Source organism: Pseudomonas asiatica, assembly GCF_009932335.1.
Classification (GTDB): Bacteria; Pseudomonadota; Gammaproteobacteria; order Pseudomonadales; family Pseudomonadaceae; genus Aquipseudomonas; species Aquipseudomonas asiatica.
This window is the reverse complement of record NZ_BLJF01000002.1, coordinates 398,991-416,893: the sequence shown is the minus strand read 5'-3', so window position 1 is coordinate 416,893 and position 17,903 is coordinate 398,991. Positions and strand designations below refer to the sequence as shown.

The following is a 17,903-nucleotide window of genomic DNA, read 5'->3' as shown; positions in this document are numbered from 1 at the left end:
ACACTCTCCATTACCCGGGTGCGAGCATCAGGTTCGGTGCCAACCGATGGAAGCCCTCCTCGTCCAGGCGAATGTCCAGTGCCAGGCTGGCCAGGTCATCGGCCAGCGGCTCGGCCGCCGCGTCGTTTTCCAGGTAGTTCTGCTTCAGGTAGCTCTCGCACTCCGGGCAGCACTCCGCCCGTAGCGGCGCCTTGCCCGGCGCATGGCGGTCATCGTCAAGGCTGGTATAGCGCAGGTCCTTGCTCGACTCGCAGTACACGCATTTGACCCGCACCACGTGCCATTCGCAGGCACACAGCGAACAAGCCAGGTAGCGCAGGCCATTGTGCTTGCCGCGGTTGCGCACCACCCCGGCCATCGCCGGCGAACCGCAGGCCGGGCACTGGGCCAGGCTGTCGGCGGGCTTGAGCTCTGGCGCGGGCAGCGCCAGCAACCAGCTGGACCAGGCCGCCTGCAAGGCCGCCCCAATGAACGGCACCAGTGCTGCGGGCACTGCGTCGTACTGGCCGGCGAGCAAGGCGATGCCCCAACCCTTGCGTTGATGGTCGTCACTGCTGCGCAGGGTTTGCAGCGCCTCCCCCAACGGACCGCTGGTGTCCGCGTCGAGATGCTCGAGCAAGGCCAGCAACCAGACCAGCCATGGCCCTTCACGCACCAGGCTGTCCGCCGCCAGTGGCGGCAAACCATGACTTATGCACAGGCGCTGACGCTCCTCTGCCACCGGCATGCCAGCGGGCGGGTTATCCACAAGCTGCTGCTGGATACGGCACAAACGAGCCACCAGCTTCAGGTATTCGCCAAGGGCATTGCCCTCAGCCAGCTGCTCCAGACGCGCGGCGCGCAGTTCGAACAGGTTGGCGGGGGGCAGGTGCAGAAACGGCGGCATCACTGCCGACGCTTCGATCTGCCCGGGTTCGAGTATCGTGCTCAAGCGCTCATCCTTCTTTTCGTCCGTGATTGCCCGGCGTCTTGTCACCAGTCACTTCGCGGTACCACAACTCATGGTGCTTGCGCGCCCAGGCGCGGCTGACCCAGCCATGCAGCATGGCGCCGATCGAGCCCTTGATCCAGATACCGGCGTAGATGTGCACGATGATGCTGAGGATCAGCACGAACGCCGCCAGGGCGTGGAGCAGCGCAGACAGGCGAATGACCTCGATGCCGAACAAATGGCTGAAGTATGCGCGCCAGATCACCACGCCGCTGACCAGCAGAACCAGCATGCACACCAGCAGGGTCCAGAACAACAGCTTCTGCCCGGCGTTGTACTTGCCGATCGGTGGCACACCCTCCTCCTTGTTGAGCATCACCCGGTCCACCCGGCGCAGCCACAGTCGGTCATTGGCAGTGATGAAATTGGCGCGCCAGAAACGCAGCACCAGGCCGAGGAAGAACACGAACATCGCCACCCCGAGGAAGGGGTGCAGGATGCGTGTCCAGGGCCCACCGCCGAACAGGTTGCTGAGCCAGAACAGCGCCGGATGGAACAGCGCCAGCCCCGACAGGCCAGCCAGGATGAACAGGATCGCGACGACCCAGTGATTGCTGCGCTCGTTGGCGTTGTAGCGCAGGATGGGTTTGTTGTCGTTCATGGTCGCTGCTCCCCTTGCCCACCGGGCTTGGTCGGATCATAGACATGGACCGACGGGTCCACCTGGTGCACGCTTTCATCCGCAGGTGCCGGGTGTTCGTCCTCCTCCACCCGCTGTGGCCCTACCCGCACATAGTGGAAGAACCCGGCCAGCACCGCAGCCCCCATGGCCAGCAGCGCCAGCGGCTTGGTAAAGCCCTTCCACAGCCCCACCAGCGGGCTGATCACCGGCTGGTCCGGCAGGCCGGCGTACAGCTTCGGTGTGTCGGCATGGTGCAGCACATACATCACGTGGGTGCCACCGACGCCGTCCGGGTCGTACAGCCCGGCCTTGTCGTAGCCCCGCGACTTGAGGTCGACGACGCGCTCGGCGGCATGCACCTTCATCTCATCCTTCGTGCCGAACACGATCGCCCCGGTCGGGCAGGTTTTCACGCAGGCCGGCTCCAGGCCCACGGTCACGCGGTCGGAACACAGGGTGCACTTGTACGCCTTGTGGTCCTTCTGCGAAATACGCGGGATATTGAACGGGCAACCGGTGATGCAGTACCCACAACCGATGCAGTGGTCCTGGTTGAAGTCGACGATGCCGTTGGCGTGCTTGATGATCGCTCCCGGGCTCGGGCACGCCTTCAGGCAACCTGGCTCGGCGCAGTGCATGCAGCCATCCTTGCGAATCAGCCACTCCAGGTTGCCGTCGTCGCGCTCGTGCTCGGTAAAGCGCATCAGGGTCCAGGTCTCGGCAGTGAGGTCCTGGGGGTTGTCGTAGGTGCCGTGGTTGTGGCCGACCTCGTCACGCAGTTCGTTCCACTCCGAACACGCCACCTGGCAAGCCTTGCAGCCGATGCATTTGGTGGTGTCGATCAGCTTGGCGACTTCCTGCTGCTGGCGTACCGAAGGCGGTAAGGTGGTGGTGGCCGAGCGGGCGATGATGTCTTGGCTGGCCATCAGAGTTTCTCCACTTTGACGAGGAACGACTTGGACTCTGGCGTCTGGGTATTGCCGTCACCCAGGAAAGGCACCAGGGTGTTGGTCAGGTAGCCATGCCGCGTAGCCCCGGTGAAGCCCCAGTGCAGCGGGATGCCGATCTGGTGCACGGTCTGGTTATTGACCTGGAGCGGGCGAATCCGCTTGGTCACTACCGCCACCGCATCGATGTGTCCGCGCTTGCTCGATACCCGCACCCGGTCGCCGGCCTTGATACCTTTCTCGTTGGCCAGCACCTCGCCGATTTCGACGAACTGCTCGGGCTGGGCAATGGCGTTGAGCCGGCAATGCTTGCTCCAGAAGTGGAAGTGCTCGGTCAGCCTGTACGTGGTCGCCGCGTACGGGAACTCGTCGTGCTTGCCGAGGGTGTCCCACACCGAGTCGAATACCCGCCCGGCCGGGTTACTGGTGGCCTTCTTGTTCTGCGGGTGCAGCGGGTTGATGCCAATCGGCGTCTCGAACGGCTCGTAGTGCTCGGGGAACGGGCCTTCGGCCATCTTGTCGATGGCGAAGAACCGCGCCACGCCTTCGGGGTTCATGATGAACGGGTTCATCCCCGCCTCGGGCGGCGAGTCGACCTTGAAGTCGGGCACATCGGTCCCGGTCCAGGCCTTGCCGTTCCACCACACCAGGCGCTTCTTCTCCGGGTCCCACGGCTTGCCTTGCGGGTCGCTGGAGGCACGGTTGTAGAGGATGCGGCGGTTGGCCGGCCAGGCCCAGGCCCAGTTCTGCACTTGGTGCATGCCGTACGGGTCGCTGTTGTCACGGCGAGCCATCTGGTTACCCTGCTCGGTCCAGCTGCCGGAGAAGATCCAGCAACCGGACGCAGTGCTGCCGTCGTCCTTGAGCTGGCCAAAGCCCGCCAGTTGCTGGCCGGCCTTGAGCACTGCGCCAGTCGGATCGGTGACGTCCGTCACCGCCCAGCCGTTCATTTCCTTGGCCAGCTCCTCCGGGGATGGCTCTTCAGGGACCTTGTATGGCCAGTTGATGTTCATCAGCGCGTCAGGATAGGCGCCGCCTTCGGCCTGGTAGCGTCGGCGCAGGCGCAGGAACAGCTCGCTCATGATGTGAACGTCGGTGCGGGTCTCGCCCGGGCCGTCGGCGCCCTTCCAGTGCCACTGCAGCCAGCGGCTGCTGTTGACCAGCGAGCCGTCTTCCTCGGCAAAGCAGGTAGTGGGCAGGCGGATCACTTCGGTCTGGATGTTGGCCGTATCGACATCGTTGAACGGCCCGGCGTTGCGCCAGAACTCCGAGGTCTCGGTGGCCAGCGGGTCCATGATCACCAGCCACTTGAGTTTGCTCAGGGCGGCAGTGACACGGTTCTTGTCCGGCAGCGCGGCAATCGGGTTGAAACCTTGGCACATGTAGCCGTTTACCTTGCCCTGGCCCATCATCTCGAACATGCGCAGCACGTCGTAGGCCGGCACATCGAGCTTGGGCAGCCAGTCGTAGCCCCAGTTGTTCTCCGCCGTGGCATTGGCGCCGTACCACGCCTTCATCAGGCTGACATGGAACTTGCCGTAGTTCTGCCAGTACGACAGTTGGCCAGGACGCAGTGGCTTGGAGGCGCGCTTGTCGATATAGGCGGCATAGTCCTGCTCGGCATCGCCGGCAAGGGTCAAGTAACCCGGCAACGAGTTGGACAGCAGGCCGAGGTCGGTCAGGCCCTGGATGTTGGAGTGCCCGCGCAAGGCGTTGACCCCGCCACCCGGCATGCCGACGTTGCCCAGCAGCAACTGCACCATGGCCGCACTGCGGATGATCTGTGCGCCGATCGAGTGCTGCGTCCAGCCAAGCGCATAGAGGATCGTCATGGTCTTGCCCGGTACCGAGCAGGTGGCGATCTCTTCCCAGATCTTCAACATGGCGTCCTGCGGCATGCCACAGGTCATGCTTGCCAGTTCCGGTGTATAGCGGCTGTAGTGCTGCTTCATCAGCTGGAACACGCAGCGCGGGTGCTGCAGCGTCGGGTCGACCTTGGCAAAGCCGTCTTCACCCAGCTCGTAACCCCAGCCGGACTTGTCGGAATACACGCGCTTGGCCTCGTCGTACCCGCTGAACAGGCCATCCTCGAAGCCATAGTTCTCTTTGACGATGAACGACACATCGGTGTAGTTGCGCACGTACTCGTGCTGGATCTTGTCATTGCTCAGCAAGTAATTGATCAACCCGCCCATGAAGGCGATGTCGGTACCGGTACGAATCGGTGCGTAGTAGTCGGCCACCGAAGCGGTACGGGTAAACCGCGGGTCGACCACGATCAGCCGCGCCTTGTTGTGCGCCTTGGCCTCGGTCACCCACTTGAAGCCGCACGGATGCGCTTCTGCTGCGTTGCCACCCATCACCAGGACCAGATTCGCATTGGCGATATCGGACCAGTGGTTGGTCATGGCGCCACGGCCGTACGTCGGGGCAAGACTTGCCACCGTCGGGCCATGTCAGACACGAGCCTGGTTATCGAACCCCAGCATGCCTGTTGCGCGGATGACCTTGTGGGTCAGGTAGCCGGCCTCGCTGGAGGCGGCGGAAGCAGCAAGAAAGCCGGTGGTGAGCCAGCGATTGACCGTTTGCCCCTGGGCGTTCTTTTCGATGAAGTTGGCGTCGCGGTCCTGCTTCATCAGGTCGGCAACGCGATCGAGCGCCTCGTCCCAGCTGACCCGCACCCACTCCTTGCTGCCCGGCTTGCGTACCTCGGGGTACTGCAGGCGGCTCGGGCTGTGGATGAAGTCCAGCAGGCCAGCGCCTTTCGGGCAGAGGGTGCCGCGGTTGACCGGGTGGTCGGCGTCACCTTCGATATGGATGATGTTTTGTTTGACGTTCTTGCCCGCATCGCCCTGGCTGTACATGATCAGGCCGCAGCCGACCGAGCAGTAAGGGCAGGTGTTACGGGTTTCCTTGGTATGCGCCAGCTTGAAGTGACGCACCTGCTCGGCGAATGCGGGTGTCGGGGCCATGCCCAACGCCGCAAGGCTCGAGCCTCCAAGGCCGACGGCGGCGACCTTGAAGAACTGCCGACGGTTCAGGTCCATCGTGCACTCCTGATCAGGTGGTGGACGCACGGAACATGGCCGGCGCCTCTTGGTAGTCACGGTGGCGGCCAATTGATGGCCGCCAACAGTTAAGACTAGCCAAGAATCGAGAAGGTGCGATGACATGGGTCAGCTGAAGGCGCTGTGTTGCCTGATTCGCGGGTGAACCCGCTCCCACAGTTACTGCACATGCCCGAAGCAGGGCGCTATTCCTGTTGGAGCGGGCGTGCCCGCAAACACCGGCAACGCCCGGCCATCCACCACCGGCCGATCAGCAAAGCGGCAGGTTGCGCACCACGTTCAGCGCCGCACTGCTCTGGGCCACCGGCATGATCTCGATGGTATTGATGTTCACATGCGCCGGCTGCTCGGCAATCCAGGCCACCGTGGCCGCGATGTCCTCGGGCAGGATGGCCTCCACGTCCCGATACAGCGCCTGCACGGCATCCAGATCACCGTTCAGGCGCACCACCGAGAAATCGGTCCCCGAGCACAGCCCAGGCTCGATGTTGCTCACTCGAACGCGGGTGCCCGCCAGGTCGGCGCGCAGGTTGAGGCTGAACTGGCGAACGAAGGCCTTGCTGGCGCCATACACGTTACCGCCCGGGTAGGGATAGGTGCCGGCGATCGAGCCGATATTGATGATCATGCCGCTGTCAGCTTCCACCATCTGCGGCAGGATCTTGTGGGTGACCATGGCCAGGCCAGTGATGTTGGTGTCGATCATCCGCTGCCAGTTTTCCGCACTACTGGCCTGGGCACGGTCCACGCCCAGCGCCAGCCCGGCATTATTGACCAGCAGGTCGACCTGCAGTGACGCATCACTAATCTGCTCGACCGCCTTCTCGAGCGACACCGGGTCGGTGACATCCAGCGCCAGCGGAATGAAATTGACGCCTAGCTCGGCGGCCAGCGCTTGCAGCTTGTCCATGCGCCGGGCGCCACCGATCACGCGGTAGCCTTTGCCGATCAAGGTACGGCAGATGGCGCGGCCAAAGCCCGAGGAGGCGCCGGTTACGAATGCAGTTTTCATCAGTTGTCTCCTATGGAAGGGTCAGGCCAGGTACTTAACGCCCAGGCTGGTGAACAGGCAGAGCATCGAGAACACCAGCGCCTTGCGCACCACTTCGTTGCCCTTGCGCAGGGCCAGTGCACTGCCAAGGTGGTTACCGAGGATGTTGCAGGCCACCAGCGGCACCGCCAACAGGTAGACGACCTTGCCGGCAATGACGAAGGCCACCAAAGCGCCGATGTTGGATGCGAAGTTGAAGGTTTTTGAATTGGCCGAGCTGGAGACCAGGTCCATGCGCAGCAGGTAGTGGAACGCGATGATGAACATGCTGCCGGTACCCGGGCCGAAGAAGCCGTCGTAGAAGCCGATGGCCAGACAGGTCAGCGGTACCACGGTGAAGAGCATGCGCGATGACAGTTCACGCTCCTCGACCGGGCGGTCCTTGGGGGTGAGGAAGATGAGGATGCCGAAGGGGATCAGCGCCAGGATGATCTTGCCCACGGCTTCCTGGGAGATCGAGACGATCAGGTGCGCTCCCAGGTAGGCACCGAGCAACGAGAATGGCACGCCGACCAGCGCCACCTGCCAGACCATCTTGCTGTTGGCCAGGAAGTTGCGAATGGCTGCCAGTGTGCCAACGGTACTGACCAGTTTTTCCTGGCCGAGGGCAACCTGCGGTGGCATGCCGACCAGCAGAAAGCCCGGCACCAGGAACAACCCGCCGCCACCGGCAATGCTGTCTACGAAGCCGGCAACGAAAGCGATAGCCCCAAGCATGAGCACCGCCAGCAACCAGTGTTCCGCCCAGAAAGCGCCCAGAATTTCCATAGCGAAGTCCATCCAGTGGAGTGTCCTGCCAAGCACAACGCAAATGTGCATGTCCCAATCAGCGCGATGATTGTAATTACAACAATTGAATCGATTCAATATCGAATTAAATCGACTCAATGGCGAAGATTGCCATCATTACCCGCATCTTGGCTTTCATGTTAGGCTGCGCGCAATTGCAGAATCTGGTGCCATTTCCATGTGGGTCCCTCAATACGGCGATCAAACCCAGCCGGTTTACCTGATGATCGCTAATGCCCTTGAACAGGACATCGAAAGTGGTCGGCTTGCAGCAGGCGATCGTTTGCCCACCCTCAAAGACCTTGCCGAGGCACTGAATGTAACCCCCGGCACAGTTGGAAGAGCCTACGACGAAGCCGCCAAGCGCGGCCTGGTGGTTGGAGAGGTAGGCCGTGGCACATTTGTCAGGCAGTTGCGACAGCGGTTATCCGCCCCGTCGGTGCACACACCAGCTACTGGCGAAAGCAGCCAGATCGATCTCTCGATCATCAAACCCAACGACGCCCACATGAGTGAGTGGCTGGGTGCGGCCATCAGCGAGCTGGCCACCTCTGCGGACCTGGGACAGGTACTCGACTATGTGACAGAAGGTGGTCACACCTCCCACAAACAAGCAGGTGCAGCCTGGATTCAGCGCTGGCTGCCTGATGCGCGCTGGCAACAGGTTGTACTGACCTCTGGCGCACAGCATGGACTATTGGTGGCCATCAGCAGCCTGTCGAACAGCGACGATGTGGTGCTGTGTGAATCGTTCTGCTATCCCGGCATCATCTCCCTGGCCCACAGCATGGGCCGCCGCCTGCGTGGCGTGGCCATGGACGAGCATGGCCTTATTCCCGAGGCATTGCGCGCGGCCTGCCTGGAGCATCGCCCTTCCCTGTTGGTGTGTGTCACCACCCACCAGAACCCCACCAACTCGATCATGCCCCACGCACGGCGCCAGGCCATCGCAGAGATCGCCCGCGAGTTCGACCTGTTCATCGTCGATGACGATATCTACGGCTTCCTTGAACCCGCTCCGGATTACCAGCCACTGGCAGCGTATGCGCCAGAACGTTCGGTGTATCTCACCAGCCTGTCCAAAAGTGTGCTGCCGGCGCTGCGTATCGGTTACCTGTACGCTCCACCGCAAACCCTCTCGCGGCTATCGTCGATGGTACGCAGCAGCGTCTGGATGCCATCGCCGTTGATGGCACAACTGGCCCGCAACCTGATCAACAGCGGCATGGCCGACCAGTTGGTGCGAGAACAACAGGAAGAGGCTGCCGCGCGCCAGCAAATGGCCCAGGAGATCCTTGGCAAGTACAAGATCCGCAGCCAGCCCAACAGCTTCCACATCTGGCTGGAGTTGCCCGAGCCGTGGACCAGCGACGAATTCGCCAACCTGGCGCGTAACAACGGCGTCACTGTAGTCAGTGGCAGCCAGTTCCTGCCAGAGCGCAGCCACGCCAGCTGCGGCGTGCGCATCGCCTTGATGGCCCCCAGTCGTCAGGAGTTGGGCTTTGCCCTGACCAAGCTGGTCAGCCTGCTGGACTCGCCAGAGCCACGGTTGTTCTATTGATCAGGCTCGCTATTGGAGTGGCAGTCGGTACCAATTCATTCTCGGGCAAGCCCGCCCACAAAAAGGTACGCGGCACCGCCCATAAAAAAACCCAGGGCAACTGCCCTGGGTTTCTGGTCTTGCCAGACGCCTAACCGTTCTGATCAGAACGGAATATCGTCATCGAAGCTGTCGAAGTCAGCCGCCGGCTGCGGGGCTGGCTGCTGCGGGGCCGGGCGCTGAGGAGCCTGTTGCGGGCGCGGGGCCTGCTGGCGTGGGGCCTGGTTGTACTGCTGCGGCTGGCCGCCACCGTAGTTGCCGCCACCCTGGTTGTACGGGTCACCGCCCTGCTGCTGGTTCTGCGGGCGGCCGCCGAGCAGCTGCATGGTGCCGTTGATGTCGACGATGATCTCGGTGGTGTAGCGCTTGATGCCGTCTTTTTCCCACTCGCGGGTCTGCAGCTTGCCTTCGATGTAGCACTGCGAACCTTTGCGCAGATATTCGCCGGCGATTTCGGCAACCTTGCCGAACAGCGACACACGGTGCCACTCGGTACGCTCGACCTTCTGGCCCGACTGCTTGTCGGTCCACTGCTCGCTGGTAGCCAGGCTCAGGTTGGTCACGGCGTTACCGTTGGGCAGGTAGCGGACTTCGGGATCCTGGCCACAGGTGCCGACCAGAATGACTTTGTTAACCCCACGGGCCATAACGTTCTCCTAGGCTTCGCACGCCGAAGAGGCCGGGTTTACCAGGCGCTCGAGGGTCGTACGGTCCAAAATTTTCGTATCCAGTTTGATATAGATGGCGGCTTCTTCCGCCACCACGACGGCGTCGGTCACACCTGGCACAGCCATCAGGCGCTCGGTCAGGCCGGCTTCCCGGACTGCCTCTGGCGTCAGCGGCATGCGCAGGCTGGTCACATAGGGCGGCTCGTTCATGCGCAAGGCGACGACCAACCAGATGGCACACAGTACCGCACAACCGAGGAACACCATGTTCAGCCCGCCGTGCTGGAACAACCAGCCACCGAGGATTCCTCCCAGGGCAGCGCCGAGGAACTGGCTGGTGGAGTAGACCCCCATTGCCGTCCCCTTGCCACCTGCAGGCGACACCTTGCTCACCAGCGAAGGCAGCGATGCCTCCAGCAGGTTGAATGCAGTAAAGAATACCACGGTGCCGATCACCAGTCCGCGCAAACCGTCAGCCCACTGCCAGAAGAACACCTCCACCAGCAGCAACACACTGACCGCCCCGGCCAGCACGCGTTTCATCTTGCGCTTTTTTTCGCCATAGATGATGAACGGGACCATTGCAAAAAATGAGATGAACAACGCGGTCAGGTACACCCACCAGTGCTGTTCCTTCGGAAGACCGCCGCGCTCGACAAAGGCCAGTGGCAATGCGACGAAGCTGGCCATGAGGATGGCGTGGAGGATGAAGATGCCCACATCCAGGCGCAGAAGGTCCGGATGGCGCAGGGTCGGGCCGATGGCCTGGCGCGCCACACCCGACTCACGGTGCTGCAGGATGCTGTGGGTATTGGGCACCACAAAGGCGATCAGCAGGATGCCGACCAGGGCAAGTCCTGCCGTGGCGAGGAACAATCCTGACAAGCCAAAGGCACGAGTCAGCAATGGGCCGACGACCATGGCGACGGCAAACGAAAGGCCGATGCTCATGCCGATCATGGCCATGGCCTTGGTCCGGTGCTGCTCGCGGGTGAGGTCGGACAGCAGCGCCATGACCGCAGCGGAAATCGCCCCGGCACCCTGCAGGATACGCCCGGCAATCACACCCCAGATGGAGTCGGCCTGGGCCGCCAATACACTGCCCAGGGCAAAGATGACCAGCCCCAGGTAAATCACAGGCCGGCGGCCGATGCGATCGGAAATCATCCCGAACGGGATCTGCAATACGGCCTGGGTCAGGCCATAGGCACCAATGGCCAGGCCGATCAGCGCAGGCGTGGCACCGGCCAGGTCCATGCCGTAGGTGGCCAGCACCGGCAAGACCATGAACATGCCCAGCATACGAAAGGCAAAGACCAGGGCCAGGCCGCCAGCGGCGCGGGTTTCGCCGCCACTCATACGCTCGTTGTGGGTGTCGTGCATGGATTAACCTCGTGTGAACCGGCGGCGATTCTATCAGTCCGACAGCTTGACGGCATCTACGCGACGCTTTGCCGCGTAATGGCAGGGCGCCGTATACTTCCTTGTTTATGCCCGCCGAGCGAGGCCGCAGTGGACAAGATCCTGATTCGTGGGGCACGTACCCACAACCTGAAGAACATCGACCTGACCCTGCCCCGGGACAAGCTGATCGTGATCACCGGCCTATCCGGTTCCGGCAAGTCGTCCCTGGCGTTCGACACTCTGTACGCCGAAGGCCAGCGCCGCTATGTGGAATCGCTGTCGGCCTACGCCCGGCAGTTCCTGTCGATGATGGAAAAGCCCGACGTCGACACCATCGAAGGCCTGTCGCCGGCCATTTCCATCGAGCAGAAGTCGACCTCGCACAACCCCCGCTCCACGGTCGGCACCATCACCGAAATCTACGACTATCTGCGCCTGCTGTACGCTCGCGTGGGTACCCCACGCTGCCCGGATCACGATATCCCGCTGGAAGCGCAAACGATCAGCCAGATGGTCGACCTGGTGCTGGAGCGACCGGAAGGCAGCAAGCTGATGCTGCTGGCGCCGGTGGTGCGCGAGCGCAAGGGCGAGCACCTGGCGGTGTTCGACGAGCTGCGGGCCCAGGGCTTTGTGCGCGCCCGGGTCAACGGCAAGCTCTACGAGCTCGACGAACTGCCCAAGCTGGACAAGCAGAAAAAACACAGCATCGATGTGGTGGTGGACCGTTTCAAGGTCCGCGCCGACCTGCAACAGCGCCTGGCCGAGTCGTTCGAGACCGCGCTCAAGCTGGCCGACGGCATAGCCCTGGTCGCGCCGATGGATGACGAGCCCGGCGAAGAGACGATCTTCTCCGCGCGTTTCGCCTGCCCGGTCTGTGGTCATGCCATCAGCGAGCTGGAGCCGAAGCTGTTCTCCTTCAACAACCCCGCCGGCGCCTGCCCGACCTGCGATGGCCTGGGGGTGAAGCAGTTCTTCGACACCAAGCGCCTGGTCAATGCCGAGCTCACCTTGGCCGAAGGCGCGATCCGCGGCTGGGACCGGCGCAACGTGTACTACTTCCAGATGCTCGGCTCGCTGGCCGCGCATTACGGCTTCAGCCTTGAGGAACCATTCGGCCAGCTTTCGGCCGAGCACCAGAAGGTGATCCTGCAGGGCAGCGGCAAGCAGAGCGTCGACTTCAAGTACCTCAACGACCGTGGCGACATCGTCAAGCGCTCGCACCCGTTCGAAGGCATCGTGCCGAACCTGGAGCGTCGCTACCGCGAGACCGAGTCGGCCACCGTGCGCGAAGAACTGGCCAAGTTCCTCGGCACCCAGCCGTGCCCCGATTGCCGCGGCACCCGCCTGCGCCGTGAGGCAAGGCATGTGTGGGTGGGCGAAAAAACGCTACCGGCAGTGACCAACCTGCCGATCGGTGAAGCCAGCAACTACTTCGGCGAGCTGACTCTGACCGGACGCCGTGGCGAGATTGCGGCGAAGATCCTCAAGGAAATCTGCGAGCGCCTGCAGTTCCTGGTGAACGTCGGTCTCGACTATCTCACCCTGGACCGCAGCGCTGATACCCTGTCCGGTGGCGAAGCGCAGCGTATCCGCCTGGCCAGCCAGATCGGTGCTGGCCTGGTGGGAGTGATGTACATCCTCGATGAGCCGTCCATCGGCCTTCATCAACGTGACAATGACCGCCTGCTGGCCACCCTCAACCACCTGCGCGACCTGGGCAACACGGTGATCGTGGTGGAACACGACGAGGACGCCATCCGCCTGGCCGACTACGTGGTGGACATCGGCCCTGGGGCCGGCGTGCACGGCGGTCAGATCGTCGCCGAGGGGTCGCCGCAGGAGGTCATGGAGCACCCCGACTCGCTGACCGGCAAGTACCTGTCAGGGCGCAAGAAGATCGTAGTGCCGGCCAAGCGCACGCCGCGCAACAAGAAGCTGCAACTCAAGCTCAAGGGCGCGCGTGGCAACAACCTGCAAAACGTCGACCTTGAAATCCCGATCGGCCTGCTGACCTGCGTGACCGGGGTGTCCGGTTCGGGCAAGTCGACACTGATCAACAACACCCTGTTCCCACTGGCCGCGACCGCCCTGAATGGCTCAAGCAGCCTGGAAGCGGCGCCGCATGCCAGCATGGATGGCCTGCAGCACCTGGACAAGGTAGTGGACATCGACCAGAGCCCGATCGGCCGCACCCCTCGCTCGAACCCGGCGACCTACACCGGCATCTTCACGCCGATCCGCGAGCTGTTCTCCGGTGTGCCGGAATCGCGTTCGCGCGGCTATGGTCCGGGGCGTTTCTCGTTCAACGTCAAGGGAGGCCGTTGCGAGGCCTGCCAGGGCGATGGCCTGATCAAGGTGGAGATGCACTTCCTGCCGGACATCTATGTGCCATGCGACGTGTGCAAGAGCAAGCGCTACAACCGCGAAACCCTGGAGATCAAGTACAAGGGCAAGAACATCCACGAGGTGCTGGAAATGACCATCGAGGATGCCCGCGAGTTCTTCGACGCAGTGCCGGCGCTGGCGCGCAAGCTGCAGACGTTGATGGATGTGGGGCTGTCATACATCAAGCTGGGCCAGTCGGCGACCACGCTGTCGGGCGGTGAGGCACAGCGAGTGAAGCTGTCGCGCGAACTGTCCAAGCGTGACACCGGCAAGACCCTGTACATCCTCGACGAGCCGACCACGGGCCTGCACTTTGCCGATATTCAGCAGTTGCTGGACGTGCTGCATCGCCTGCGCGACCACGGCAATACCGTGGTGGTGATCGAGCACAACCTGGATGTGATCAAGACCGCGGATTGGCTGGTGGATCTGGGGCCGGAGGGTGGCTCGAAAGGCGGACAGATCATCGCCTGCGGTACGCCGGAAGAACTGAGTACGATGAAGCAGTCGTATACCGGGCACTACCTGAAACCGTTGCTGGAGCGGGATCGGGCGTAAGGCCTCGGGGGGCGCTTTGCGCCCCTTTCGCGACACAAGGCCGCTCCTACAGGCGATCGCGTAATCTCTGGATTGACGCGATCAAATGTAGGAGCGGCCTTGTGTCGCGATAGGGCTGCAAAGCAGCCCCAGGCTTTTACATCTGCGACTGCAGGTAATTCTCCAGGCCAATGGCCTTGATCAGCCCCTGCTGCTTCTCCAGCCAGTAGGTGTGATCTTCTTCGGTATCAGCCAACTGTGCGCGCAGGATATCGCGGCTGATGTAGTCCTTGTGCAGTTCGCACAGTTCGATGCCTTTGCACAGCGCGCCGCGTACCTTGTACTCGAGCTTGAGGTCGGCCTCGATCATTTCCGGCACGGTGCTGCCCACTTCCAGGTCATCCGCGCGCATGTCAGGGGTGCCTTCGAGCATGAGGATGCGACGCATCAGGGCATCGGCGTGCTGCGTCTCTTCTTCCATTTCGTGGTTGATGCGCTCGTAGAGCTTGGACAGGCCCCAGTCTTCGTACATACGCGAGTGAATGAAGTACTGGTCGCGAGCCGCCAGTTCGCCCTTCAGCAGCGTAACGAGGTAGTTGATTACGTCCGGGTGACCTTGCATCGCCCTGCTTCTCCATGTGAAAACGTCTATGCCATATAGTGTGAACCAGCTTTTGCCTGCGGTCACTGAAAAACCGCGCAATTAGAAGCAAAAAATCGGTTAAACAGTAGTGATATTCATTGAAAAACCGCCCAAATGAGGGCGGTTCTTCTTATCACTTCGACTTAGGCGAGATTGATGCCCAAGGCCTTGGCAACCCCTTCGCCATAGGCCGGATCGGCCTTGAAGAAGTATTGCAGCTGACGCCGGATCACGTCTTCGCTGACGCCTGCCATGGTGCCGGCAATGTTGTTTATCAGCAGGGCTTTCTGCTCATCGTTCATCAGGCGGAACAGCGCGCCGGCGTGGCTATAGTAGTCGGTGTCCTCGCGGTGGTCGTAGCGGTCTGCCGAACCATTCAGGGCCAGTGCAGGCTCGGCGTGGCTTGGCGACTGCTTCGGCGCATCGCTGTAGCTGTTGGGCTCATAGTTCGGCGCGCTGCCGTAAGTGGCAGTGGCCATGGAACCATCACGCTGGTAGCTGTTGACCGGGCAGCGTGGTGCGTTCACCGGCAGTTGCTGATGGTTGGTGCCCACCCGGTAGCGGTGCGCGTCGGCGTAGGCGAATACCCGCCCTTGCAGCATGCGGTCCGGCGACAGGCCAACACCCGGCACCATGTTGCTCGGGCCAAACGCAGCCTGCTCGACCTCGGCAAAGTAGTTGAGCGGGTTACGGTTGAGCTCCAGCACGCCCACTTCAATCAGCGGGTAGACCTTCTGCGACCAGGTTTTGGTCACGTCGAAGGGGTTTTCGTCGCGGCTGGCAGCCTCGGCTTCGCTCATCACCTGGATGCATACGGTCCAGCGTGGGTAATCGCCCCGCTCGATGGCTTCGAACAGGTCGCGCTGGGCGTAGTCCGGGTCAGTACCTGCCAGGCGCGCGGCATCTGCCGGTGCGAGGTTCTTGATGCCTTGCTGGGTCTTGAAGTGCCATTTGACCCAGGTGCGTTCACCCTTGGCATTGATCAGGCTGTAGGTATGGCTACCGAAACCGTGCATGTGGCGGTAGCCGTCCGGAATGCCGCGATCGGAGAACAGAATGGTGACCTGATGCAGCGCCTCGGGAGAGTGCGACCAGAAGTCCCACATCATCTGGGCGTTCTTCAGGTTGGATTGTGGGTGACGCTTCTGGGTGTGGATAAAGTCCGGAAACTTCAGTGGGTCGCGGATGAAGAACACCGGCGTGTTGTTGCCGACGATGTCCCAGTTACCTTCCTCGGTGTAGAACTTGACGGCAAAACCACGGGGATCGCGCTCGGTATCAGAGGAGCCACGCTCACCACCAACGGTGGAGAAGCGCAGGAAGGTTTCGGTCTGCTTGCCAACCTGTTCAAACAACTTGGCACTGGTGTAATCGGTGATATCGCGGGTGACGGTAAAGGTGCCGTAGGCGCCCGAGCCTTTTGCGTGTACGCGGCGCTCAGGAATGTTCTCGCGATTGAAGTGGGCGAGCTTCTCGATCAGGTGGAAGTCGTCGAGCAGCAGCGGGCCGCGCGGGCCGGCGGAACGGGAATTCTGGTTGTCTGCTACAGGTGCACCGCTGGCGGTGGTGAGAATCTTGCTCATGGGCTCTCCTTATCGGTCTTCAAGCGCCGGCTAATCGGCTCTGGAGAGAGTATTGACGAGCAAGGTTACAAGAACAAATGCATTACGTTACTTGAATCAATAGAAATAAACAATACATCTTGAAACAAAAAACCGGGCACTAGGCCCGGTTTTTTGTAGCAGACAGAACGTCTTACTCAGCAGCTTCTACAGCACCGCCGACCGGACGATCAACCAGCTCGACGTACGCCATAGGAGCGTTGTCGCCAGCGCGGAAACCGCACTTCAGGATGCGCAGGTAGCCGCCCTGACGGGTGGCGTAACGCTTGCCCAGGTCGTTGAACAGCTTGCCAACAGCGGACTTCGAACGGGTACGATCGAAGGCCAGACGGCGGTTAGCTACGCTGTCTTCCTTGGCCAGGGTGATCAGCGGCTCGGCAACGCGGCGCAGTTCCTTGGCTTTCGGCAGGGTGGTTTTGATCAGCTCGTGCTCGATCAGCGACACTGCCATGTTCTGGAACATAGCCTTGCGGTGAGAGCTGGTACGGCTCAGGTGACGTCCACTTTTACGATGACGCATGATTCATTCCTTACCAAACACTACGTTCGGTGATTACGACGATCAGGCGGTCGCCTTGTCGTCTTTCTTAAGACTTGCAGGCGGCCAGTTGTCGAGGCGCATGCCGAGAGACAGACCACGAGAGGCCAGGACGTCCTTGATTTCAGTCAGGGACTTCTTGCCCAGGTTAGGAGTCTTCAACAGCTCTACTTCGGTACGCTGAATCAGGTCGCCGATGTAGTAGATGTTCTCCGCCTTGAGGCAGTTGGCCGAACGTACAGTCAGTTCCAGGTCGTCAACCGGACGCAGCAGGATCGGATCGATCTCGTCTTCCTGCTCGACTACGACAGGCTCGCTGTCACCTTTGAGGTCGACGAACGCGGCCAGCTGCTGTTGCAGGATGGTCGCAGCGCGGCGGATAGCCTCTTCAGGATCCAGGGTGCCGTTGGTTTCCAGATCAATGACCAGCTTGTCCAGGTTGGTACGCTGTTCAACACGGGCGTTCTCGACCACATAGGCGATACGACGCACCGGGCTGAACGAAGCGTCCAACTGCAGACGGCCAATGCTACGGCTTTCGTCTTCGTCGGTTTGACGGGAGTCGGCCGGCTCGTAACCACGACCACGAGCTACAGTGAGCTTCATGTTCAGGGCGCCGTTCGACGCCAGGTTCGCGATTACGTGATCGGGGTTGACGATCTCGACATCGTGATCCAGCTGAATATCGGCAGCGGTAACCACCCCCGAACCCTTTTTCGACAAGGTCAGCGTAACTTCGTCACGACCGTGCAGTTTGATAGCCAGGCCTTTCAGGTTCAACAGGATTTCAATGACGTCTTCCTGAACACCTTCGATCGCGGAGTACTCGTGGAGTACGCCGTCGATCTCGGCCTCGACTACTGCACAGCCAGGCATGGAGGACAACAGGATGCGGCGCAGCGCGTTGCCCAGGGTATGGCCGAAACCACGCTCGAGAGGCTCGAGCGTAATCTTGGCGCGGGTCGGACTGACTACCTGCACATCAATGTGGCGGGGAGTCAGGAACTCATTTACCGAAATCTGCATGGATGCACCTAT

General features: G+C 61.7%; 14 protein-coding genes. 2 read left to right on the top strand and 12 right to left on the bottom strand.

Annotated elements, in window-relative coordinates; genetic code table 11:
• Window positions 1-10: 10 nt before the first annotated feature.
• The 6 genes from fdhE to GYA95_RS21275 all read right to left on the bottom strand — a co-directional run bounded on the left by fdhE (window position 11) and on the right by GYA95_RS21275 (window position 7,447).
• A complete protein-coding gene (fdhE, locus tag GYA95_RS21300) occupies window positions 11-931 on the bottom strand; it encodes a formate dehydrogenase accessory protein FdhE (RefSeq protein WP_015268758.1) in 921 nt (306 codons plus the stop codon).
• A 4-nt stretch (window positions 932-935) separates the two neighbouring features.
• Entirely contained in the window at window positions 936-1,592 is a 657-nt protein-coding gene (locus GYA95_RS21295; protein WP_013970651.1) for a formate dehydrogenase subunit gamma, read from the bottom strand.
• Entirely contained in the window at window positions 1,589-2,539 is a 951-nt protein-coding gene (fdxH, locus tag GYA95_RS21290; protein ID WP_015268757.1) for a formate dehydrogenase subunit beta, read from the bottom strand. The genes GYA95_RS21295 and fdxH overlap by 4 nt, the downstream gene beginning before the upstream one ends.
• Window positions 2,539-5,607 (bottom strand): formate dehydrogenase-N subunit alpha, encoded by a 3,069-nt coding sequence (fdnG, locus tag GYA95_RS21285; protein ID WP_137108957.1) that lies wholly within the window; start codon window positions 5,605-5,607, stop codon window positions 2,539-2,541. The genes fdxH and fdnG overlap by 1 nt, the downstream gene beginning before the upstream one ends.
• A gap of 271 nt (window positions 5,608-5,878) precedes the next feature.
• Entirely contained in the window at window positions 5,879-6,640 is a 762-nt protein-coding gene (locus tag GYA95_RS21280; RefSeq protein WP_015268755.1) for an SDR family NAD(P)-dependent oxidoreductase, read from the bottom strand.
• A 21-nt stretch (window positions 6,641-6,661) separates the two neighbouring features.
• Window positions 6,662-7,447 carry a sulfite exporter TauE/SafE family protein gene (locus tag GYA95_RS21275; RefSeq protein ID WP_043935263.1) on the bottom strand — a complete coding sequence of 262 codons (786 nt, stop codon included), beginning with the start codon at window positions 7,445-7,447 and terminating at the stop codon, window positions 6,662-6,664.
• Window positions 7,448-7,646: 199 nt separating this feature from the next.
• Here GYA95_RS21275 and GYA95_RS21270 point away from each other — a divergent pair, with 199 nt between their 5' ends.
• Window positions 7,647-9,029: an aminotransferase-like domain-containing protein gene (locus tag GYA95_RS21270; RefSeq protein WP_015268753.1), complete on the top strand. Its 1,383-nt coding sequence runs from the start codon at window positions 7,647-7,649 to the stop codon at window positions 9,027-9,029.
• Between the two features lie 143 nt (window positions 9,030-9,172).
• On the opposite strand, the gene GYA95_RS21265 is transcribed toward GYA95_RS21270, so the two are convergent.
• A complete protein-coding gene (locus GYA95_RS21265) occupies window positions 9,173-9,715 on the bottom strand; it encodes a single-stranded DNA-binding protein (protein WP_013970644.1) in 543 nt (180 codons plus the stop codon).
• Window positions 9,716-9,724: 9 nt separating this feature from the next.
• Window positions 9,725-11,119 carry an MFS transporter gene (locus GYA95_RS21260; protein ID WP_015268752.1) on the bottom strand — a complete coding sequence of 465 codons (1,395 nt, stop codon included), beginning with the start codon at window positions 11,117-11,119 and terminating at the stop codon, window positions 9,725-9,727.
• Between the two features lie 129 nt (window positions 11,120-11,248).
• Between GYA95_RS21260 and uvrA the strand changes: the two genes are divergently transcribed.
• A complete protein-coding gene (uvrA, locus tag GYA95_RS21255) occupies window positions 11,249-14,083 on the top strand; it encodes an excinuclease ABC subunit UvrA (RefSeq protein ID WP_013970642.1) in 2,835 nt (944 codons plus the stop codon).
• A gap of 136 nt (window positions 14,084-14,219) precedes the next feature.
• On the opposite strand, the gene bfr is transcribed toward uvrA, so the two are convergent.
• From bfr to GYA95_RS21235, 4 genes are all read right to left on the bottom strand, one after another.
• Window positions 14,220-14,684 (bottom strand): bacterioferritin, encoded by a 465-nt coding sequence (gene bfr, locus GYA95_RS21250; RefSeq protein WP_003257116.1) that lies wholly within the window; start codon window positions 14,682-14,684, stop codon window positions 14,220-14,222.
• 164 nt (window positions 14,685-14,848) lie between these two features.
• Complete coding sequence (locus GYA95_RS21245; RefSeq protein ID WP_015268751.1) at window positions 14,849-16,288, bottom strand: catalase; 1,440 nt, start codon at window positions 16,286-16,288, stop codon at window positions 14,849-14,851.
• A gap of 172 nt (window positions 16,289-16,460) precedes the next feature.
• Window positions 16,461-16,847, bottom strand: a complete 387-nt coding sequence (rplQ, locus tag GYA95_RS21240) for a 50S ribosomal protein L17 (RefSeq protein WP_003255451.1) — start codon at window positions 16,845-16,847, stop codon at window positions 16,461-16,463.
• A 42-nt stretch (window positions 16,848-16,889) separates the two neighbouring features.
• Complete coding sequence (locus GYA95_RS21235) at window positions 16,890-17,891, bottom strand: DNA-directed RNA polymerase subunit alpha (RefSeq protein ID WP_003255452.1); 1,002 nt, start codon at window positions 17,889-17,891, stop codon at window positions 16,890-16,892.
• Between the last annotated feature and the right edge of the window lie 12 nt (window positions 17,892-17,903).